Here is a 20,621-nt window from a genome sequence, read left to right as displayed (position 1 = left end):
CGGACCCGGTGTTCGGGAGCGCCCGCCGGGGTGACGGGCCTCACCCGCGCCCCGCCGCGACGGCAACGCCCAGCGGCCGGTCCGGCTCCCCGCCGGCCCGCCCGAGCGCCCACAGCAGCCCCGCCTGCGCCACCGCAGCCAGGTGCCCCACCTCGTGCACCAGCGCGGTGGTGGAGTTGGCGATGTCCAGGGCGCTGGTGGCGGCCAGGCAGGCCGCCAGCACCACCGCCACCGGCAGGAACGCCCGGGCCCGCTCGGGCCGCCAGGCCGCCAGCGCGAAACCGACCGCGAGCGCCACGTCGAAGGAGGCCATCTCCCGGCCGGTGTGCGGGTCCGCGCCCACCCCGAACCCGGCGAGCAGGACCGGCAGCGCCACGGCGAGCTGGGCGACCGCGGCCACCGCCACCGCCACCCGCAGCACCTGGCGCCGGGCCCGCGCGGTGGTGGCGGCGACGTCCCGGGCCGACGCCCGGTCGGCGGCCGCCGCCGCGAGGATCGAACTGGTCAGGTCGGGCACCTCCACCGGCCGCAGCCGGGTGAGCCGGGTCACCCGCTCGGCCCGCGCCAGCCAGGACCGGCAGCCGGGGCAGGAGCCGGTGTGCCCGTCCAGCGCCGCCGCCCGCGCCTGCGGGTCCTCGCCGTCCAGCCGCGCCGACAACGCCGCGCGCACGTCGTCGCATGTCATGAGCGGATAGTCGGGCCGGGCACCGGGAAAGTTCCCCGAGTGGGCCACGCCATGGAAGGGCCGAAGGACCCTGCCCGGCCCAAATCTGCCGCGTACCCTGATGTGACGTGATCCCCGCCCCGCGCGACCCCGCCGCCGTCGGTCCGCCCGATGCCGCGGTCGCCGGTGCCCGGGGTCCGGCGGGCGACGCCGCCCGGGACGGCGCGACCGACTGGGCGCTCGCCGCGCGCGGCGGCGACCCCGTCGCCCAGGCGGCGTTCGTCCGGGCCACCCAGGCCGAGGTGTGGCGGTTCGCCGCCGCGCTGGTCGACCGGGACAGCGCCGACGACCTCACCCAGGAGACCTACCTGCGGGCGTTCCGGGCGCTGCCCGGCTTCGAGGGGCGCTCCAGCGTCCGGACCTGGCTGCTCGGCATCGCCCGCCGGGCCTGCGCCGACCACCTGCGCACCGTGGTCCGTCGGCGACGGCTCGCCGAGCGGCTGGTCGGCCACGCGCACGCCGACCGCCCGTACCCGGACCCCGCCGGGCAGCTCGGCGCCACCGATCTGGTACGCCGGCTGCCCGCCGAGCGGCGCGGGGCGTTCGTGCTCACCCAGCTCCTCGGCCTGTCGTACGCGGAGGCCGCCGCCGTGGAGGGGGTGCCCGTCGGCACCATCCGCTCCCGGGTGGCCCGGGCCCGCGCCGACCTGGTCGAGGCGGTCGACGACGCGCTCGCCGGATGACCGGGAACTTCCGTCGGAGCCGGGGCGACCAATGACCATGACCGCACGACACATCGGGGCCCTTCGCTGGCCCGCCGTCCGCCCGTGGCTGGGCGTCGCCGCCCGGCTCGGGCTAGCCGCCGTCTGGCTCGTCGCCGGCGGGACCAAGGTCGGCGACCTGGCCGCCTCCGGGCGCGCCGTCAACGCGTACCAGGTTCTGCCGTACGACGTCGCGACGGTGATCGGCGCGGCGCTGCCCTTCGTCGAGCTGGCCCTGGGGCTGCTGCTGCTGGTGGGGCTGGCCACCCGGCTGGCTGCCGGGGTGTCGGCCGCGCTGCTGGTGGTCTTCGTCGCCGGCATCGCCTCGGCCTGGGCCCGTGGCCTGGCCATCGACTGCGGCTGCTTCGGCAGCGGCGGGCAGCTCGCCGCCGGGCAGGCCCCGAGTTACCTCCCGGAGATCCTCCGGGACCTGGGATTCCTGGCGCTGGCCGGATTCCTGCTGAGCTGGCCCCGCACCCCCGTCTCCGTGGACGGCTGGCTCGCGGACGCACCTGTGGAGGACGAGGATGAGTAGTCGCAAGGGACAGCGGGACGCCGCCCGGGTGGTCCGGCAACAACTGGCCCGGGAACGCCGCCGGCGGCGGACCCTCTGGACCTCGGTGGCGGCGGTCGCCGTGCTGGTGATCGCCGGCGGGATCGGCTGGGCCGTCTGGTCCAGCCAGCGCTCCGACACCTTCACCGCCCCGCCCGGCGCGACCGAGAACGGCACCGGCGTCGCGTACGGGGACGGACCGGCCACCATCGACCTGTACGAGGACTTCATCTGCCCGGCCTGCAAGCAGTTCCAGCAGACCAGCGGCGCAACGATCGAGCAGCTGGTCAACGAGGGCAAGGCCCGGGTCGTCTTCCACCCGGTGGCCTACCTCAACCGGTTCTCGACCACCGAATACTCCAGCCGGTCCTCGGCCGCCTCCGGGTGCGCGGCGAAGGGCGGCAAGTTCCGGGAGTTCGCCGCCGCGCTGTTCGAGCGGCAGCCGCCGGAGGGCGGCGCCGGGCTGAGCAACGACGAGCTGGCCGACATCGGCGCCGGCGTCGGGCTGAACCGGGACGACTTCTCCTCCTGCCTCTCCGACGGCACGTACCGGGCGTGGACCGAGCACGTCACCGAGGAGGCGAGCAAGGCCGGGATCACCGGCACGCCGACGATCAAGGTCAACGGCAAGGAGCTCTCCGACCGCAGCCCCGAGGGCATCACGGCGGCGGTGGCGGCCGGCAAGTGACCCTCGCGCCACTGCGCCGGGGCGGGCCGCTACGCCGGGTTGGGCGGGCGGCCCGCCGGGGTGGGCTGGTCGCCGCCGCCGCGCTGGTCGCCGTCCTCGGCGCCGCCGCGCCGGCCGCCGCGCACGGCGGGGAGGCCCCGGACGGCACCGACTACCGGGCCGAGACGATCGGGATCGCCCCGGCCCGCCCGGGGCTGACCGTCCGGGTGGTGGAGGCGGGGGCCCGGCTGGAGCTGGTCAACCACACCGGGCGGCCGGTCGAGGTGATCGGCTACTCCGGGGAGCCGTACCTGCGGGTCGGGCCCGACGGGGTGTTCGAGAACAGCCGCTCCCCGGCGACATACCTGAACCGGACCCTGTCGGGGGACGCCACCCTGCCCGCCCAGGCCGACCCGGCCGCCGCCCCGGACTGGCGGCGGATCGACGACGGGCCGGCGGCCCGCTGGCACGACCGGCGCATCCGGTGGCAGGAGCCCGAGCCGCCCGCGCGGGTGCGCGCCGACCCGACCCGGGAGCAGCGGGTCCTGGACTGGGCGGTGCCACTGCGCGACGGCGCCGAGCCCGTGGAGGTCCGGGGCACCCTCGACTGGGTGCCGCCGCCGGACCCGTACCCGTGGTGGGTGGCGGCGACCCTCGGCTTCCTCGCGCTGGGCGCCGCCGGGCTGCTGGCCGCCGGCACCGGGGCGGCGGCGCGGGCGCTGGCCGGGGTCGGCGCGGCGCTGGCCGTCGGCGGGGTGGCCGCGATCGTGCTCACCGTCGGCCGGGAGCTGGACGCCGGGGCGTCCGGGGTGGGCGGGGTGCTGGCCGGCCTGCTCGCCGGGCAGGTCTGGGCGCTGCTCACCGGCCTGGGGGCGCTCGCGGCGGGCGGGTACGCGCTGGCCCGCCGCCCCGCCGCCGACTTCGCGCTGGCGCTGGCCGGGGCCTGCCTGACCCTGTTCGTCGGAGTCACCAACCTCGCCGTCCTCGGCCGCTCGGTTCCCCCGGCCCCCTGGCCCGGCGGCCTGGCCCGTCTCCTGGTCACCCTGGTCCTGGCCGCGGGAGCCGGCGCCACGGCCGCCGGCGTCCTCCGCCTCCGCGCCGCCGCCGCGGCCCGCCCCGCCCCGCCGCCCTCCGGCGTCGATCAGGGGCTCGCGCTGGGGAACGAACCGTCCTAGCGCCCCGCCCACCGGGCGCCACGGCTCCCCGAATGGCCCCGGGTCAGGGGTGGGGGGTGAAGCCGTAGGGAAGTTCCAGGCGGTGGGTCGACAGCAGCTCCTCGTTCGCCAGGAGGGTGCGGGTGGGGGCGTCGGCGACGATGCGTCCCTCGTCGAGGATGACCGATCGGTCGCACAGCTCCAGCGCGTACGGCAGGTCGTGGGTGACCATCAGCAGCGTCACCGGCAGGGCGCGCAGGATCCCGGCCAGCTCCCGGCGGGCCGCCGGATCGAGGTTCGACGACGGCTCGTCGAGCACCAGGATCTCCGGCCGCATGGCCAGCACGGTGGCCACCGCCACCCGGCGGCGCTGCCCGAACGACAGGTGGTGCGGGGTGCGGTCCCGGTGCTCGCCCATCCCCACCGCCGCCAGCGCCTCGTCCACCCGGGCCGTCAGCTCCGCCCCGCGCAGCCCCAGGTTGGCCGGCCCGAACGCCACGTCCTCGGCGACGGTGGGCAGGAAGAGCTGGTCGTCCGGGTCCTGGAAGACGATGCCCACCCGGCGGCGGATCTCCGCGAGGGTGGCCCGGTCCCGGCTGACGGTCAGCCCGCCGACGCGCACCGAACCCTCGGTGGCCGTGAGAATGCCGTTCAGGTGCAGCACCAGGGTGGTCTTGCCGGCGCCGTTCGGGCCGAGCAGCGCCACCCGTTCGCCGCGCGGCACGGTCAGGTCCACCCCGTGCAGGGCGACGTGCCCGTCCGGGTAGGCGAACCGCACGCCACGCACGTCGAGGGAGACAGGATCGGGGGTCTGCACGTACCCGATCATTGCAGGACGACGGCGGAGCCGGCGATGGTGGCCGCGACCAGCGGCACCACCGCCCCGGCCAGCCACTGCCCGGCGGTCGCCGCGCCCGCGCCCTGCCAGACCGCCGGCATCCGGCCGGAGTAGCCGCGCGACACCATCGCCAGGTAGACCCGCTCGCCGCGCTCGAACGCGCGCAGGAACAGCGCCCCGATGCCGGCCGCGAAGCCGCGCAGCTGCCACAGGAACCGCGGGTCGTCACCCCGGGAGACCCGGGCCACCCGCATCCGGCGGGCCTCGCCGACCAGCACGTCCAGGTAGCGCAGCATGAAGGTGGCGATCTGGGTGAGGATCTGCGGGCAGCGCAGCCGGTCCAGGCCGACGATCAGGTCCCGGGTCGTCGTGGTCGCCGCGAGCAGCAACGACGCCAGTACGCCGAGGGTGCCCTTGGCGATGATGTTCCACCCGCCGAGCAGCCCGTCGACGGAGAGGCTCAGCCCCGCCACGTCGACCCGCTCGCCCGCCCCGAGGAACGGCAGCGCGAACGCGAACAGCACGAACGGCAGCTCGATCGCCGCCCGGCGCAGCAGCCAGCCCGGCCCCACCCGGGCCAGCGCGGCCACCACCGCGACCAGCAGGGCGTACCCGCCGAAGGCCCAGAACGCGGCGCGCGGGGTGGCCACCACCGCGAGGGTGAACAGCACCATCGCGGCGATCTTCACCTCCGGCGGGAGGCGGTGCACCGGCGAGGTCGACTCCCGGTAGAGCACGTGGGCGTGGCCGGCCCCCATCGCAGCCCCGCCTACCGGCTGTTCGTCACGCGCGAGGCGTCGTCGCCGCGCCCGCCGCCGACCGGGTCGTCCCCGGCCCGGCCATCGCCGGCCGGTCCGGCGGCGGTGGCGTGGCCGGCGCGCTGCGCCGGGCCCCGGCGGCGCAGCAGCCAGAACACGCCGCCGCCGACGGCGAAGGTGAGCAGCACCCCGAGGACGCCGGAGAGGCCGGTGGAGAGGAATTCGTTGTCCACGCCCCGGATGCCGTAGTCGGCCAGCGGGCTGTCGGCCAGCTCGTGGTCCTGCGCCTGCTGGGCCGGGCAGCTGCCGCCGGTGATCTCGTCCTCGGCGTTGACCGTGCAGCCCTTGAGCAGCGACGAGTCCAGCCCGTCCGGGTGTGCCGAGGCGTAGTTGCTGACCACGCCGGCCAGCAGCAGGGCGACCAGCAGGCCGCCGACGACGAATCCCCAGGGACGCTTGCTCATCGGGCACCTCCGGCGACCGGGACGACGGGAGCCGGCGCGGCCGGCTTCAGGGCGCGCAGCGCGTACACGAGATCGGGGCGGACCTTCGCGACGGTGACCACGGTGGTCGCGGTGATCAGGCCCTCACCGATGCCGATCAGCAGGTGTGCGCCGGCCATGGTGCCGGCCAGGCCGGCCAGGTTGCCGCCCAGGTCGGTGGTGCCGCCCAGCCAGTACTGGAGCACGAAGCCCTGGGACGCCACGACGACGCTGACCAGCGCCGAGACGAAGGCGGTCACGCCGAGCCCGGCCGGAGTGCGGGGCAGCACCCGCAGCAGCAGGGTGATCAGCAGGTACGCCGCGGCGGTGCCGAGGACGGCCATGTTGCTGATGTTCAGGCCGAGCATGGCCACCCCGCCGTCACCGAAGACCAGCGCCTGCACGACCAGCACGACCGCCACGCAGAGCGCGCCGACCCACGGGCCGACCAGCATCGCGGCGAGCGCGCCGCCGAGCAGGTGACCGCTCACCCCGGCGGTGAAGATCGGGAAGTTGAGCATCTGGACGGCGAAGATGAACGCGGCGACCAGGCCGGCCATCGGGGCGAGCCGGTCGTCCAGGTCGCGCCGGCCACGCAGCACGCACAGGGCCAGCACCGCCAGCGCGAGGACGGCGAACAGGGCGGCGACGGGACCGTTGACGATCCCGTTGGAGATGTGCATCGCCAGGGTTTCCACTCGACCTCCCGGGGTGCGGTGGGCGGGCCCACACCGACGGGGTGAGTTTATTTCCAGAGCAGCACTGTTGCCAATAGCTTGCAACAAGCATGAAGTTGATCACGAATGCCGGCGCGTCGCCCCCGCCGGCCCGCGCCGGGACGGCGGTAGGGTTTCCGCCATGACCGCGCCCGCCCGCCTCAACCCCGGTGACCCCGCGCCCGAGTTCACCCTGCCGACCGACACCGGCGAGACCCTCTCCCTGGCCGACCTGCGCGGCCGGAAGGTCATCCTGTACGCCTACCCCGCCGCGATGACGCCCGGCTGCACCAAGCAGGCGTGCGACTTCCGCGACTCGCTCGCCTCGCTCCAGGCAGCCGGATACGAGGTGGTCGGCATCTCCCCCGACAAGCCGGAGAAGCTGGCGAAGTTCCGCGAACGGGACGCCATCACCTTCCCGCTGGTCGGCGACGCCGACAGGGCGGTGCTCACCGCGTACGGCGCGTACGGCGAGAAGCAGTCGTACGGCCGCACGGTGACCGGGGTGATCCGGTCCACCTTCGTCATCGACCCGGACGGGAAGATCGAGCGGGCGCTCTACAACGTCAAGGCCACCGGCCACGTCGCCAAGCTGCGCCGCGACCTCGGCCTGGACTGAGCCTGTCGCACCGGGCCACTACCGTTCGCACATGGCCCGTTACAAATACCCGCCGGAGGCGCTGGCTACTGCGGCGGCACAGGCCCGCAGCATCACCGAGGTGATGCGGCTGCTGGGCGTGCGTCTCAGCGGCGGCTCGCACGCGCACATCAGCCGTCAGCTCAAACGCTTCGGTATCGACACCTCACACTTCACCGGAGGTGCTCACAACCGGGGAGAGCGCAACATCCGGGTTCCGGCGTCGGCGCTCCTGGTCCGGCGGCCTGAGGGATCGCGACGGGTCGCCGGGAGCCGGCTGAAGCGAGCGCTGGCGTTGATCGGGCTGCCGGAGGAGTGCGAGGTGTGCGACACCGGCCCGAACTGGCAAGGGGCGGCCCTCACGCTGCACGTCGATCACATCAACGGCGATTTTCTGGACAACCGGCCGCACAACCTGCGGCTACTCTGCCCGAACTGCCACAGTCAGACCGCCACGTACGCCGGGGCCCGCCGGCCGGCTGTGGTCGCACCCGATGTGGTCTACGATCCGATGGCCGTGACACCAACGGGCTTTCCGATCGGCCGGCGACTTCGTCGGCCGCCTCAGTGGTCGTGGAAGATGGCGGTGTACGCGGTAAAGGGGCCGTAGCCCAACGGCAGGAGGCATACGGTTTAGGTCCGTACCAGTGCGGGTTCGAATCCCGTCGGCCCTACTTAACACCTGACACCATTCGCCGAGGATGGTGTCACGCACGTCACGACACGTAGTGCCCCCGCTGACGGCTGGGCCAGGATGGCGGCGTGAGTCTGCGTTTCGTCCTCGATCCCGAGCTGACCCCCGAACTGCGCGAGCAGATCGTCCGCCTCTGGGTCGACGCCACCAACGCCGGCGGCGCGGTCGGCTTCGTCGCGCCGGTCACCGTTGCCGACGTCCGCCCCACCGCCGAGGCGACCTTCGCCGATCTCGTCGACGGCCCGGACCGGCTGCTCGTCGGGTACGACGGCGTACGCCCCGTCGCCGTGCTGGTCTTCGCCGACAACCGGTTCCACCTCAAAACGCACTGGTGCGTGCTGAAGCGGGTGATGGTGCACCCCGACACCCAGGGCCGGGGGTTCGGCTCGGCCCTGATGCGGGAGGCGGAGCGGCTCGGCCGCGAGCTGGGGCGGGAGGCGCTGCACGTCACGGTGCGGGGCGGGTTGGGGCTGGAGCGGTTCTACGCGCGGCTCGGGTACCGGGAGGTGGGCCGGCTGCCGGGCGCGCTGCGGGTTGCCCTGGGCGACGACCGGGACGAGGTCCTCATGTGGCTCGACCTAACCGCCAGTGCCGGCCGCGGTTCTGGTGAACCGGCGGGCGAGGTGCGCGAAGGCGTTGGTCAGTTCGTCGGGGCCGATGACGTCGATGTCGGCGTCGAATCGGGCGACGGCGGCGGCGAGGCTGGGCCATGACCATGATCCGAGGGTGAGCCGGCAGCGGTCGGGGCCGAATTCCTCGACGACGCCGTCCCTGGTGTAGAGGGCTACGGTGGCGGCGGGCAGGTCGAGGATCACCGTGCCTCGGCAGGGCCAGCCCCCGGAGGCGTCGTCGGAGCCGCGGAACCTGCCGATGACGTAGGTGGCGACGTCTCCTCCGGGCAGCGTGCGTGGGGTGAACCGGGGCCCGTTGGGGGTGCGCAGGATGATCCGGTCGACGCGGAAGATGCGCCACTCGTCGCGGTCGAGGTCCCACGCGACGAGGTACCAGCGCCCGTCCCAGGTGATGACGTGGTGGGGCTCGACGCGGCGCGGGGGCCTGTCCGCGCTCTCGGAGCCGTAGTCGAAGCGCAGCACCTCGTGGGCGTGGACGGCTGCGCTGATCGCCAGGAGCACGTCGCCGTCGACCGGTGCGACCGGCCGAGTGGTGGGCGGCTCGACGGCGGTGACTTCCAGGGCGTTGACGCGGTGCCGTAGCCGGGCGGGCATGACCTGCCGGATGGTGTTCAGCGCCCGTGCGGCGGCTTCGGCGAGGCCGTCGCCGGGGGTGGTGGCGGCGATCTGCAGGGCGACGGTGAGGGCGACGGCCTGTTCGTCGTCGAACAGCAGCGGGGGTAGTTCGGTGCCGGCGCTGAGCCGGTAGCCGCCGTCGGGGCCTTTGACGGCGGCGATGGGGTAGCCAAGTTCGCGTAGCCGGTCGACGTCGCGGCGCACGGTGCGCAGGCTGATGTCCAGGCGTTCGGCCAGCAGCGTGCCGGGCCAGTCCCGGCGGGCCTGCAGCAGCGACAGCAGGGCCAGCAGTCGGGCGGAGGTTTTCGGCATGAATTCGATTCTGCCCGTAGTAGGTGCCACATCCTGGCACCTACTGCTGCGAGTCTCGTCTCATGACGATCATCACCACCACCCACCTGAACTTCCGCGGCGACGCCCGCGAGGCGCTGGAGTTCTACCAGTCCGTGTTCGGCGGCCAGCTCGCCCTGGTGACCTACTCCGACGCCCACAACGTCTCGGCCCCGGCCGAGGCCGACCAGGTCATGTGGGGCCAGGTCCAGGCCGACAACGGCTTCCACGTCATGGCCTACGACGTGCCCGGCAACCAGTCCTACAGCCCGGGTGACAAGCCGGTCTTCGTCTCCGTCCGAGGCCAGGACGACGACGAGATCACCATCTGCTGGAAGGGCCTGTCCGAAGGCGCGACCGTCATCCAGGACCTCGGCCCCGCCGGCTGGGCCCCGCTCTACGGCATGCTCAAGGACCGCTTCGGCGTCACCTGGGTTCTCGACGTCGCGGTCGAGTACAACGCCGGCTGACACCCCGCCCGATGCACACGGCCCGGGCCGCCCGGGCCGCCTGCCCTGACCATGACGGAGCAGCTGTGACCACGCTCGACGCCCGCGCGCTCAACCGAGCGACCCTGGCACGCCAATTCCTGCTCGAACGCACCGACACGACCGTGCTCAGCATGGTCGCCCAGTTGGGCGGACTGCAGGCCCAGGAACCGCAGGAACCCTTCGTCGGCCTCTGGTCCCGGATGAACGGCTTCGACCCCGAGGAACTCACCCGGCTCCTCGATCAGCGGGCCCTGGTACGGCTGCACCTCATGCGCCGCACCATGCACCTCGTCACCGCGGACGACGCATGGAACTGGCGGCCACGCCACCACGCCCTGCTCCGGCAGCGGACCCTCGGGACCTACCGCCGCGAGCTCACCGGGCTCGACCTGGACGACCTCGCCGTCCGGGCACAGGCGCTCATGGCCGACGGTCAGGCCCGCTCACTCGGCGACGTCGGACGTGCCCTGGCCGGGCACCGACCAGGACCGGCACCTCGCGTACTGGGCGAAGCCGTCGTCGCCGCGCTCGTGCCGACGGTTCAGATCCCGCCGCGCGGCACCTGGCGCAGCACCGCCGGCGCGCTGTATCTGCCCCTGTCCACCTGGCTCGGCCGCCCCGCCCCGCCGGATGCCGGCCGTGCCGACCCGGCCGGTGAGGACCTGGTGCGCCGATACCTGCGGGCGTTCGGCCCCGCCGCCGGCGCCGACCTGCGCGCCTGGTGCGGACTGGCCGGGCTGCCCCAGGCCGTGACCGCGATCCGCGACGAGCTGATCAGCTTCCGCGACCACCGCGGCCGCGAACTGCTCGACCTCCCCGACGCCCCACGACCCGAGCCCGACACGCCCGCACCCGTCCGTCTCCTACCAGCCTTCGACAACGTCGTCCTCGGCTACCACGACCGCAGTCGCATCATCGACGACAGCCACCGGGGCCTGTCCGTGGCCGGGGAGCGCCTTGTCCTCGTCGACGGCCGAGTGGCCGCCACCTGGGCCGGCACCGCCGGAACCATCAGCGTCACACCACTGCGTGACTTCACCCGCGCCGAACGCACCGCGGTCGCCCAGGAAGCCGATCGCCTCGCGACGTTCCTGTCGGGCACCGCGCGCGATCGACCGTGACTTTCTGCCGATCGCTCCGCGTGGACCGCCGGGCGGCACGACCGGTCAGTCCGCCACCGTCACCGGGTCGCCGACCCGCACCACGCCCGGGCCGTCGGGGACGAGGTGCAGTCCGAAGGGGAGCCTCCCGTCGATGGTGCGGTGCCGTCCGAGGGTGCGCAGCGGTTCCTTTCCGCGTACCCCCGTCTCCTGGTCGGTGGTGGTGACCACGCAGCGGCCGCAGGACCCGGCGGCGCGGAACCGGGCGGAGCCGATCCACACGGGTCGGCCGGCCCAGCCGTCCTCGGCCCAGGCGGGGGTGCCTCGACGACCAGGTTGGGCCGGAACCGGCTCATCGGCACGGGCACCTCGCCGGCCTCGACCAGCCAGCCGTTGAGCGCGTCGAGGGAGGCCGTGGCGGTCAGCAGCAGGGGGTACTCGTCGGCGAAGCTGACCCGGTCGCCGGTGTCGTGGGCGCGGTCGCCGGGCGCCAGGTGCCGGGCGGGCCGGGCCAGGTGGACGAGGCGGACCGAACGGCCGTGCAGGGCGCCGAGCCAGTCGTCGGCGGCCGGCCCGGCGGGGAGCGCGGGGACCGGCAGCCGGTTGCGGAACACCCGCACGGGCAGCGGCTCCACCCCGATCGGCTCGGCGACGCCCAGGTCGGGGTGGCCGGCGGCGCGCAGCACCAGGCCGCCGTCGCGGGGCGCGACCCGCAGCCCGACCAGCGCGGTGGCCTCCCGCTGGGTGACGCCGACGCTGTCGGCGTCGACCACCGTCCAACGCCGGTCGCCGGCCAGGCCCCACGGCTCGACCCGGGCGCCGTCGTGGTCGAGGCGGTGGCAGCCCTTGACCGGGTACGTGTGCACAGCCGCGAGCCTCGGCTCGACCGCGTCGAACTCGCGCTCGTCGGGCGCCCGGCCGTGGTCGCTGTCGTGCAGGAAGAGGTCGACGGGCCGGTCGGGGGCCTCGATCGAGGCGGTGGAGTCGCCGACGACCAGGGTGCGGGCGATGGCCCGCCGCAGCTTCGTCGCGTCCACGTGAGGGTCGTACCAGGTTCAGAAGAACGCGGGGTGAGGAAAGTTTCCATTCACCCGCCGGCCGTCGCCGGGGCCCGTGCCACCGTCGCGCGCCAACGGACCGGGCCGGGCCGACACCCGGGCCGGGCCGACACCCGGGCCGGGCACGCCGGCCGGGCGCGAAATCAGTAGCATCGCCGCCATGTCTCGTCCCAAGCAGGTCGCGGAGCCGGCCGCGGAGAGCCCGGTCGGTTCGACGCGGGCGGGTGCCGGCGCGGAGCCGGCCGTGCGGCCGGCGAAGCGGCGGCGGTGGCGGCGGATCGCGCTCGTGACCGTGCTGGTGGTGGCGCTGCTCGGCGCGGGCGGCACGGTCGCCGGCATGCTGTGGCTGCGGTCGGTCGAGCAGGGCATCGACCGGGTCGACGCGTTCACCGACGTGCCGGAGGAGGCCCGGCCCGAGCCCGTGGTCCGAGGCGCGCTGAACATCATGATCCTGGGCAGCGACTCCCGGGACCCGGAGAACAGCGGCGGCTCTCGGACCGACACGATCATCCTGGCCCACCTGCCGAAGGGCCGGTCGAGCGCTCAGTTGATCTCGATTCCCCGGGACACCTGGGTGTCGGTCCCCCGTTCGAAGGACGGCCGGCACGGCGGCCGGGAGGCGAAGATCAACGCCGCGTTCGCCTGGGGCGGGGTGCCGCTGATGGTGCAGACGGTGGAGAAGTTCACCGGGGTGCGGATCGACCACGTGACGATGGTCGACTTCGCCGGCTTCAAGGAGATCGTCGACGCGCTGGACGGCATCGAGGTCGACATCGAGCGTGGCTTCACCTCGACCCACTCCCTCAACCCGGACAGCCGGCGCACCTTCGCCCAGGGCCGGCAGACCCTCGACGGTGCGGCCGCGCTCGACTACGCGCGGGAGCGCTACGCCTTCCCCGACGGCGACTTCGCCCGCATCCGCCACCAGCAGCAGGTCATCAAGGCCATCCTGGACAAGGCGGCCTCGGGCGGGCTGCTGACGAACCCGGCCCGGCTCAACGCGTTCGTGCGGGCCACCACCGACGCCGTGTCCGTCGACAAGTCGCTGTCCCTGGTGGACCTGGCCACGGAGACGCGGCACCTGCGCAGCGGCAACCTCGGCTTCTTCACCTGCCCGACCCGGGGCACCGGCCGGGTCGGCAGCGAGAGCGTGGTGTTCGCCGACACCGCCAAGGCCCGGTCCTTCTTCGACGCGGTCCGCCGGGACTCGGTGCCGGACATCCTCAAGGCTGGGGCGTAGCGATCGGATCGCCCTTCGGGTATGGCGACCGGCGATGGCCGGCCGTATCCTGCCTTCGGCCTGACGGATCGCTGTCGATGCCGTGGCCGTGACGGGGGAGGTCACGCAATCATGTCCAGCCAGCCTGCGGTGAGCCGGGAGGCTGCGGCCGCCGCCCACGCCGACGGCAGGCCACCGGCGGCCGGGGCGCCGCCCGTCGCCGGCGAGGGTGCCGACGCCGAGCCTCCGCCGCCTGGCGACCGGTCGGGCGCGTCCCGACCGGCGGAGGCCGCCCCGGGCCGGCCGGGCCTGGACACCACGGCGGTGCTGCCGTACGCGGGATCGCGGGCGTCGCGGCGCACCCGAACGCTGCGGGCCTGGATGATCACCGGCCCGGCCGACCTGGCCGCGCTCCTGGCTCCGCTGCTGCTGACCACGCAGTTCTGGCGCGGAACCCTGGTCATGGCCGCCCTGACGGTGACCGTCTTCGCGGTGGGCGGGCTCTACCGGGCCCGCCGGCACACCAGCCTCCTGGACGAGTTGCCCAGCCTCACCGGACGGCTGCTGGCCTGCGGGGCGGTCGTCGCCATCATCGCGGCGATGCGGCACGACTCGGCGGATGACGCAGCCGGATTCATGCGCCGGGTGGGGATCTCCGCCGGCCTGGTCATCGTCAGCCGGGCGGTCACCCGCACCCTCGCCGACATGGCCCGCAGGCGCCGCTGGGTCGAGCACAACGCGCTCGTCATCGGCAGCGGGCCGGTCGCCGCGGAGCTGGCCCGGATGCTGCGCCGCTACCCGCGGTACGGCCTGCGCTTCGTCGGCTGCGTCGACGACGCCGCGGGAGCGTACGCGCCGGGCCGACTGCCGGTGATCGGCACGCTGGACGACCTGGAGCGGCTCGTCGAGCTGGTCGAGTGCGAGGTGCTGATCATCGCCGACCCGTCCTGCTCGGAGCCGTCCCTGATGGAGCTGCTCCGCCGCCCGGCCAGCTCCGGGTGCGACCTGTGGGCGGTGCCCCGGCTGTGGGGGTCCCGCACCCACGACGGCAATCCGGACCACATCGGGGCCATCCCGATCGTCAAGGTCGGCGACACCACGTTCTCGGGTCCGAAGTGGGCGGTCAAGCGGGCCTCCGACGTGGTGATCGCCTCGGTCGCGCTGGTGGCGCTGAGCCCCGTCCTGCTGCTCTGCGCCCTCGCCACGTTCCTGGAGGACCGGCGCGGGATCTTCTTCCTCCAGGAGCGGGTGGGCCGGCACGGTCGGCTCTTCCGGGTCGTCAAGTTCCGCTCCATGCGCCCGGTCGACGACGACGAGTCGCGCACCACCTGGTCGATCGCCCACGACCGGCGGGTCGGCCCGGTCGGCCGGTTCCTCCGCCGGACGTCCCTGGACGAGCTGCCCCAGCTGTGGAACATCCTCAGGGGCGACATGAGCGTGGTCGGGCCGCGCCCCGAACGGCCGCACTTCGTCGAACAGTTCTCGGCGCAGTACCCGCAGTACGCGATGCGCCACCGGGTCCCGGTCGGGTTGACCGGGCTGGCGCAGGTGAGCGGCCTGCGGGGGGACACCCCGATCTCCGACCGGGCGCGCTTCGACAACTACTACATCGAGAACTGGTCACTGTGGCTGGACGTCAAGGTGATCCTCCGTACGGTGGCGGAGGTGTTCCGCGGCGGCCGGCACTGACGGTGGGTGCCGCCCGTCCGGGGCCCCGCCTGGGTCGTGGGATCATCGATCCGGGCCGGTCCACACCGCTGACCAGGCCGGTTCACGGGAGGGACCAGATGGCCCACGGAGACCTCGACGGCGCGTCGGGGACATCGGGCGTCAGCCGGCGGAATGCCCTGCTGCGCGGCGGGGCCGTCGCCGCCGGCCTGGGCACCGCGGCGGTGGGCGTCGCCGCGTTGGGCCCCTGGTCGTCGAACGGCTCCGGCGGCCAGGGCGTGGTCGACGTCCGCGAGCACGGCGCGCGGGGCGACGGCCGCAGCGACGACACGGCGCCCCTGCAACGGGCCATCGACGCCGCGGGCCGGGACGGTGGCATCGTCTTCTTCCCGCCGGGGACGTACCTCACCGGGCGGCTGACCCTCCGCTCCCGGGTGCACCTGCGCGGCTCGGGCGGCGACGCGACCACCCTGCGGCTGCGCGCCGGGGCGAACTCGGCCATCCTCGAGTCGGACGGGTTCTCCAGGCTCGCCGGCACCCGGTCCGACCAGGGGATCACGCTGTTCAGCGTGCGCGACCTGACCCTGGACGGCAACAAGGAGCAGAACCCCTCCGGCGGGTACGGGCTGCGGGTCTACGGCTACGGCTACGAGATCTCCGAGGTCATCGTCTTCAACTGCCGCAACGACGGCATCGTCAGCGAGTGGGGGCCGGCCGGGGCACTGCCGGCGCCCTCGCACCAGATGGAGGCCCGGCTGTCGGCGGTGCGTACGCACGGCAACGACGGGCACGGGATCAACTTCCACGGCCCGCACGACTCGATGTTCATCAACTGCCTGACGTTCGAGAACGGGGCGAGCGGGTTCCGGCTGGCCGGCGACTCGATGGGCACGTCCATGGTCAACTGCCACGCCTGGGGGATCAAGCAGAACATCTCGTTCGACCTGGCGGCCAGCGGGATCAGCTGCTCCAACTGCTACGCCGACCTCAACGGCGGGGTCGGCGTCCGGATCTCCCGCAACGACATCCGCTGGATCGGCGGGCTGGTGCTGGGCTACAACCACACCGACCCGCACCCGGAGATCGGGATCCAGTTCGTGCCCGGCGTCCAGCCCGAGGAGCCCTCCGGCTGCCTGGTGGAGAGCAAGGTGGTGAACTGCGGCACGGCGGCCGTGGACTTCGGCGCGGAGCGGGGGCTGTCCAGCGTCCGGGTGAGCCTGTCCCAGCCGGGTGCCGTGGACGCCGACGGCCGGGTGATCCCCGGCACCGGCCGCGGCTGGATCGGCACGCCGGCGCCGACCACGCTGGTCGAGATCACCCAGGGCCTCGGGCACCCGGACAAGAACCTCGTGGTGCGGCCCGCGTTCGACCTGCGTGCCGAGGCCGAGCCGGCCCGCCCGGGCGACGGCTCGGTGCGCGTCTTCGCGCGGGACGTCGGTGGCCGGACGCAGCTGTGCGCGCTGTTCCCCAGCGGCGCGGTGCAGGTGCTCGCGGCCGAGCCCTGATCCCCGGCTCGGGCCGGGGCACGGGCGAAACCGCAAACGGACCGGGGCACGGACGGAAGGAATGACGGGCCGGGGGCCACGGGCAGAACGGCAGGCGGGCCGGGGTGCGATTCAAGGGCCGGCGGCGCCCCCGGTCGGCACCGGGTCCCGGTCCCGGGCCGGCTCCGCGACGGGCCCCTCGGCGGCCCACGGCCGCATCCGGGCGAGGAACCAGCAGACCACCAACGCCTCGGCGACCAGCAGCTGACCGACCAGGCCGGCGACCCCGGTGACCCAGAGGGCGGACGCCGCGAGCCCGCCGAACGCGACGACCCGCGACCCGACGGCCGAGACGAGGTAGCGGCGCGGCGCCGCCCAGACCATGTGCCGGGTGGACAGCCAGGTCGCCGCCGTGAGGAGCGCCTTGTAGCCGCAGTACAGGGCGATCACCCCGACGCCGACGGTGGCCAGGTCGGGGGCGACGAGGGCCCGCAGCGGCCCGCTGGCGAGCACCACCGCCGACACCGCCACCAGCGCCACCACGGTCAACGCCCGGGTGCCGGTCCGCCAACGGCCGCGCCGGCCGGCGACGACGTCCTCCCGGACACTGGCCGACAGCACGACGTGGAACGGGCCGAAGACCAGGTCCATCGCCCGCAGGACGACGACGGCGACCGGTCCCGCCACGGCGCCGGCCACCGAGGGCAGCGTGACGGTGTACGACAGGTCGACGGCCGCGGCGACGCAGTACACCGACCCCACCCCCAACCCGCGCCGCAGGCCCGGGCGGACAGCCGCGGGCGCGGCGACGGGGCGGCGCAGCAGCACCCAGGCCAGGACGGCGACCTGCGCGGGCACCGCGACGACGTCGACCCGCAGGTCGAGGGCGACGAACACGGCGCCGCCGAGCAGGGTCCCAACTGCGGTCAACTGCGGGACGAGGTTCGCCCGCCGGGGCGTGCGGGTGCCCGCGGTGGCCCAGAAGAACGCCTCGAGCGGCAGTTGCAGGAGCACCGGTGCGAGCAGGATCAACCGGTCGGCGGCGCCGGTGTCCGGCAGCGCCACCGTGGCGCACAGGTAGCCCACCACGGCGACCGGCGCGAGCGTCGCGGCGGCGACGCGGCCCGCCCAGCTCTCCACGTGCCAGTTTCCCGGGACCAGGCCGGCGGAGAGGGGCCGGCCGACCAGAGCCTCCAACAGCGTGTACGGGATGGCAAGCAGCGCGCCCTGCAACGCCACCGCCGGCAGCCGGTCGGTGTCCGCCCAGGACGCCAGCAGGAAGACGTACACGCTGCACAGCCGGGTGAGCGCCTGCACCGACAGCTGCGAGCCCTGCAACCGTGCTCCGACGGCGAGCAGTGGCCGCACGGCTCAGGCCCGCCGCGCGTCGGCGTCGGGGGCGTCCGGCGCGGGGTGGACGGCCGGCTCGTCGGGGGCGGAGGCGGGGGCGTCGGGCGCGGGATGGACGGCCGGCGCGTCGGAGGCGGGGGCGTCGGCAGGGGTGGGGGCGAGCCAGGCGACGGGCCAGGCAGCGGGCCAGGGGGCGGCCACGGGTGGGTCGTCCAGGCGCAGGCCGTACGCCACGAACGCGGCCAGGCACATCATCGCGCCCGGGTACTCCCACGCCTCGATCACCAGGAACGAGGCGGCCAGGCCGGCCAGCACCGCGACGTGCAGCACGGACGCCGGGTGCGCGGCGGTGCGCCGCCACAGCCGCACCAGCCCGTACCCGATGCCGGCGACCAGGACGACCATCGCCCACAGGCCGTACTGGAGGCCGACGCTGACGAAGTAGTTGTCGACGAAGACCTGCGGGCCGGCCGTCACCCGGGACGTGGTGGCCGCGCCGACCCCGCCGATCCCGTACCCCCAGAGGGGCAGGCCGCCCCCGAGCAGCCCGGCCCAGACGTCGAACCGTTCGAAGAGGCTGCGGGCGCCGGTGGCGCCGACGGCCGCGAAGCCCACGGCCACGCAGGCGACCACGCCCAGGCCCACCAGCCGCGCGCGGCGTCGCCCGGCGGCCCCGCCGGAGCGGTCGAGCAGCACGGCAGCGAGCACCCCCGCCACCACCAGCAGCGCCCCCGACCGGCTGGTACTCAGGGCCAGGCAGGCGACGGCGGCGACCCCTCCGGCGTGCCAGGGCCACGGGGCGCGCCGGGCACGCCGGGTCAGCCACAGGGTCACGTAGCCGAGCAGGTACGCGCCGGCCAGGATGCCCAGCTCGCCGTTGAACTCGGTGAGGCCGGGCGCCCGGAAGGTGTCGCCGATGTAGCGGACCGCCCGGTCCTCCTCGAAGCCCCACCGCACCAGCCGGGCCGGACCGACCGCCAACTCCCCGACCGCCGCCACGGCGTTGGCCACGAGCAGCCAGGACAGGGCGGTCAGCACCGTCCGCACCTGGGGCCGCGTCAGCGCGGCGAGCACCACGAGCAGCAGCAGCGGGACCAGGGTCAGCCGGACGCCGACGAGGGTCTGGGCCGCACCGTGGTGGGCGACGCCGATCAGGCTCCACACCGCCACGACCAGCAGCACCGCCGCGCCGGTGAGGAGCCGGGTCCGGGTCCACCGGCCGAGCAGCGCGGTACGCGTGAAGAGGACGCCGACCACCGCGGCGGCGGAGACGCTGAGCACGTACTCGCGGCCGCCGAACGCGTCGCCGACGAGCCACTGGACGCCGGTCATCCACAGCCCCAGCGGGGCGTTGAGGACGATCAGCACGTACACCAGGCCGGGCACCGGGCGGGCCGCGACGACGCCGAGGCCGGCCAGGAAGAGGGGCGCCACCGGGGAGACGCCGGCCAGCGCGCAGCCGACGACGGCCAGCAGGAGCAGCGCGCCGGCGACCAGCCAGGGGGTGGGCGGGCGGCGGCGGGCCGGGGCCGTTCCGGGTGCCGTCGCGTCGGGCCGGCGCCCGGTGTCGGGAATCATCGGCGGGTCACCTCGGGTCGCTGGCCGGCACCGGCTGGGGCGCCGACCGTCCGGTAGGTCTCGACGACGGCGTCGACGTGCCGGTCCCAGTCGAGGCGTGCCCCGTCGGCGGCGGCCGACGCGGCCATCGCCGCGTACTCGTCGTCGGGGGTCCGGACGGCGCGGCGCAGCAGTTGAGCCAGCTCGTCCCGGGTGCGGAAGACCAGGACCGAGGCGTCCCCGGCCATCGGCGGCCGGGCCATGTCGCTGGCGAGGATGGGCCGCGCCGCCATCAGCGCCTCCGCGCAGACCAGGCCGAACGTCTCGGCGCACTGGCTGGGGAACACGAGCCAGCCCGCCCGCAGGAACGCGGCACGCTTGCCCTCGGCGTCGAGGTAGCCGAGGTACCGCACGGAGTCCGACCGCTCGGCCACCCGCTCGACCTCGGCGCGCAGCGGGCCGTCGCCGCCGACGAGCAGCGTGCCGCCGACCGCGTCGGCGGCCTCCGCCCAGGCGTCGAGCAGCAGGTCCACGCCCTTGTGCCGGTCCAGTGCGCCGAGGTAGAGGAAGACGCGGCGGTCGCCGGGCGGCCAGTCGCGCGGCCCGGCCGGCAGCGGCACGGCGAGCGGCAGGAGCCGGGTTGCCGGCCGCGCCCCCGAAGCGCCGGCCAGGACCCGCAGGCGGGTGCGCTCGGACGGGAACAGCAGGGTGCAGCGCCGGAACTGCCGCAGCACCCACCGGGACCGCAGCCGCAGCAGCGCGTCCACGGCGGTCGAGCGGCCCAGGTTGCCCAGGGCGTTGTTGGGGTCGCGGACGGCGTGGTCGTGCACGGAGTGGCAGGTGGGCCACCGCCGCGACAGCCGCGCCACCGGCCGGACGCCGAGCCCCTGCCAGTTGTGCAGGTGCACCACGTCGGGGTCGAAGTCGCGCAGGTCGTCCGGGCCCAGTCCGGTCGGGTCGACCAGGTCGCCCAGGTGGGTGCAGAGCTTGGCCAGCCGGGGGGCGAGCCGGGCCAGGCGGGCCGAGACCCGCTCGCCGACCGGCCGGTCCTCCGGGTGCTCCGCGTCGGGCGTCCGGCTGTAGACGCGGACCTCGTGGCCACGGTCGGCGAGCGCCCGGGACAGGTCCCGGACGTACCGCTCCGCGCCGCCCCGGACGGCGAAGCCGGAGTGCACCATGGCGATCCGCACGGC

General features: G+C 74.8%; 20 protein-coding genes, 1 tRNA gene and 2 pseudogenes. 13 read left to right on the top strand and 10 right to left on the bottom strand.

Features of this window, described 5'->3' with window-relative positions; genetic code table 11:
* Positions 1-40: 40 nt before the first annotated feature.
* On the bottom strand, positions 41-685 hold the full coding sequence (locus GVV04_RS12255; RefSeq protein ID WP_161687625.1) for a zf-HC2 domain-containing protein: 645 nt from the start codon (positions 683-685) through the stop codon (positions 41-43).
* 107 nt (positions 686-792) lie between these two features.
* On the opposite strand from GVV04_RS12255, the gene GVV04_RS12250 reads away from it, so the two are divergent.
* From GVV04_RS12250 to GVV04_RS12235, 4 genes are read left to right on the top strand one after another with little or no spacing between them, the layout of a single operon-like run.
* Positions 793-1,407: a sigma-70 family RNA polymerase sigma factor gene (locus GVV04_RS12250; RefSeq protein WP_328822334.1), complete on the top strand. Its 615-nt coding sequence runs from the start codon at positions 793-795 to the stop codon at positions 1,405-1,407.
* A gap of 31 nt (positions 1,408-1,438) precedes the next feature.
* Entirely contained in the window at positions 1,439-1,960 is a 522-nt protein-coding gene (locus tag GVV04_RS12245; RefSeq protein ID WP_161687623.1) for a MauE/DoxX family redox-associated membrane protein, read from the top strand.
* The gene (locus tag GVV04_RS12240; protein WP_161687622.1) at positions 1,953-2,666 is read left to right on the top strand and encodes a DsbA family protein; all 714 of its coding nucleotides are present in this window, start codon (positions 1,953-1,955) and stop codon (positions 2,664-2,666) included. Before GVV04_RS12245 ends, GVV04_RS12240 begins: the two co-directional genes overlap by 8 nt.
* Entirely contained in the window at positions 2,663-3,820 is a 1,158-nt protein-coding gene (locus tag GVV04_RS12235; protein ID WP_328822333.1) for a hypothetical protein, read from the top strand. The genes GVV04_RS12240 and GVV04_RS12235 overlap by 4 nt, the downstream gene beginning before the upstream one ends.
* Positions 3,821-3,863: 43 nt before the next feature.
* Here GVV04_RS12235 and GVV04_RS12230 read toward each other — a convergent pair whose 3' ends face one another.
* From GVV04_RS12230 to GVV04_RS12215, 4 genes are read right to left on the bottom strand one after another with little or no spacing between them, the layout of a single operon-like run.
* Positions 3,864-4,628, bottom strand: a complete 765-nt coding sequence (locus tag GVV04_RS12230) for an energy-coupling factor ABC transporter ATP-binding protein (RefSeq protein WP_161687621.1) — start codon at positions 4,626-4,628, stop codon at positions 3,864-3,866.
* On the bottom strand, positions 4,625-5,395 hold the full coding sequence (gene cbiQ, locus GVV04_RS12225) for a cobalt ECF transporter T component CbiQ (protein WP_161687620.1): 771 nt from the start codon (positions 5,393-5,395) through the stop codon (positions 4,625-4,627). The genes GVV04_RS12230 and cbiQ overlap by 4 nt, the downstream gene beginning before the upstream one ends.
* A gap of 11 nt (positions 5,396-5,406) precedes the next feature.
* The gene (locus tag GVV04_RS12220; RefSeq protein WP_235965973.1) at positions 5,407-5,859 is read right to left on the bottom strand and encodes a PDGLE domain-containing protein; all 453 of its coding nucleotides are present in this window, start codon (positions 5,857-5,859) and stop codon (positions 5,407-5,409) included.
* A complete protein-coding gene (locus GVV04_RS12215) occupies positions 5,856-6,575 on the bottom strand; it encodes an energy-coupling factor ABC transporter permease (protein WP_161687619.1) in 720 nt (239 codons plus the stop codon). The genes GVV04_RS12220 and GVV04_RS12215 overlap by 4 nt, the downstream gene beginning before the upstream one ends.
* 160 nt (positions 6,576-6,735) lie before the next feature.
* On the opposite strand from GVV04_RS12215, the gene bcp reads away from it, so the two are divergent.
* The 4 genes and pseudogenes from bcp to GVV04_RS12195 all read left to right on the top strand — a co-directional run.
* Positions 6,736-7,212: a thioredoxin-dependent thiol peroxidase gene (bcp, locus tag GVV04_RS12210; RefSeq protein WP_161687618.1), complete on the top strand. Its 477-nt coding sequence runs from the start codon at positions 6,736-6,738 to the stop codon at positions 7,210-7,212.
* A gap of 31 nt (positions 7,213-7,243) precedes the next feature.
* A complete protein-coding gene (locus GVV04_RS12205; protein ID WP_161687617.1) occupies positions 7,244-7,840 on the top strand; it encodes an HNH endonuclease signature motif containing protein in 597 nt (198 codons plus the stop codon).
* Positions 7,831-7,904, top strand: a tRNA-Leu gene (locus GVV04_RS12200). The genes GVV04_RS12205 and GVV04_RS12200 overlap by 10 nt, the downstream gene beginning before the upstream one ends.
* 88 nt (positions 7,905-7,992) lie before the next feature.
* Positions 7,993-8,523 (top strand): annotated as a pseudogene (locus GVV04_RS12195) (N-acetyltransferase family protein); the annotation flags it as partial.
* Here the strand turns inward: GVV04_RS12195 and GVV04_RS12190 are convergent.
* The gene (locus GVV04_RS12190) at positions 8,503-9,483 is read right to left on the bottom strand and encodes a helix-turn-helix transcriptional regulator (protein ID WP_328822332.1); all 981 of its coding nucleotides are present in this window, start codon (positions 9,481-9,483) and stop codon (positions 8,503-8,505) included. The pseudogene GVV04_RS12195 and the gene GVV04_RS12190 sit on opposite strands and share 21 nt — an antisense overlap.
* Positions 9,484-9,545: 62 nt before the next feature.
* Here GVV04_RS12190 and GVV04_RS12185 point away from each other — a divergent pair, with 62 nt between their 5' ends.
* On the top strand, positions 9,546-9,971 hold the full coding sequence (locus GVV04_RS12185; RefSeq protein WP_161687615.1) for a VOC family protein: 426 nt from the start codon (positions 9,546-9,548) through the stop codon (positions 9,969-9,971).
* Positions 9,972-10,036: 65 nt separating this feature from the next.
* Positions 10,037-11,113, top strand: a complete 1,077-nt coding sequence (locus GVV04_RS12180) for a winged helix DNA-binding domain-containing protein (protein ID WP_161687613.1) — start codon at positions 10,037-10,039, stop codon at positions 11,111-11,113.
* A gap of 45 nt (positions 11,114-11,158) precedes the next feature.
* Here GVV04_RS12180 and GVV04_RS12175 read toward each other — a convergent pair.
* Positions 11,159-11,958 (bottom strand): annotated as a pseudogene (locus GVV04_RS12175) (MOSC domain-containing protein).
* Between the two features lie 352 nt (positions 11,959-12,310).
* Between GVV04_RS12175 and GVV04_RS12170 the strand changes: the two are divergent.
* The 3 genes from GVV04_RS12170 to GVV04_RS12160 all read left to right on the top strand — a co-directional run bounded on the left by GVV04_RS12170 (position 12,311) and on the right by GVV04_RS12160 (position 16,542).
* Positions 12,311-13,390, top strand: a complete 1,080-nt coding sequence (locus GVV04_RS12170) for an LCP family protein (protein WP_161687611.1) — start codon at positions 12,311-12,313, stop codon at positions 13,388-13,390.
* A gap of 360 nt (positions 13,391-13,750) precedes the next feature.
* Positions 13,751-15,058: a sugar transferase gene (locus GVV04_RS12165; protein WP_161688383.1), complete on the top strand. Its 1,308-nt coding sequence runs from the start codon at positions 13,751-13,753 to the stop codon at positions 15,056-15,058.
* A 98-nt stretch (positions 15,059-15,156) separates the two neighbouring features.
* Positions 15,157-16,542 (top strand): glycosyl hydrolase family 28-related protein, encoded by a 1,386-nt coding sequence (locus GVV04_RS12160; RefSeq protein WP_161687609.1) that lies wholly within the window; start codon positions 15,157-15,159, stop codon positions 16,540-16,542.
* A 111-nt stretch (positions 16,543-16,653) separates the two neighbouring features.
* Here GVV04_RS12160 and GVV04_RS12155 read toward each other — a convergent pair whose 3' ends face one another.
* Genes GVV04_RS12155 through GVV04_RS12145 form a run of 3 tightly spaced genes read right to left on the bottom strand, consistent with a single transcriptional unit; the run spans position 16,654 to position 20,618 of the window.
* On the bottom strand, positions 16,654-17,859 hold the full coding sequence (locus GVV04_RS12155) for a hypothetical protein (RefSeq protein WP_161687607.1): 1,206 nt from the start codon (positions 17,857-17,859) through the stop codon (positions 16,654-16,656).
* Positions 17,860-17,892: 33 nt separating this feature from the next.
* Positions 17,893-19,449, bottom strand: coding sequence for an O-antigen ligase family protein (locus tag GVV04_RS12150; protein WP_161687605.1), 1,557 nt, complete (start codon positions 19,447-19,449; stop codon positions 17,893-17,895).
* On the bottom strand, positions 19,446-20,618 hold the full coding sequence (locus GVV04_RS12145; protein ID WP_328822331.1) for a glycosyltransferase family 4 protein: 1,173 nt from the start codon (positions 20,616-20,618) through the stop codon (positions 19,446-19,448). Before GVV04_RS12145 ends, GVV04_RS12150 begins: the two co-directional genes overlap by 4 nt.
* Positions 20,619-20,621 lie beyond the last annotated feature (3 nt).

The organism is Micromonospora rubida (assembly GCF_009908295.1).
Taxonomy (GTDB): Bacteria; Actinomycetota; Actinomycetes; order Mycobacteriales; family Micromonosporaceae; genus Micromonospora; species Micromonospora rubida.
Note: the sequence above shows the minus strand (reverse complement) of the source record. Positions and strands in the feature narration are given on the sequence as shown.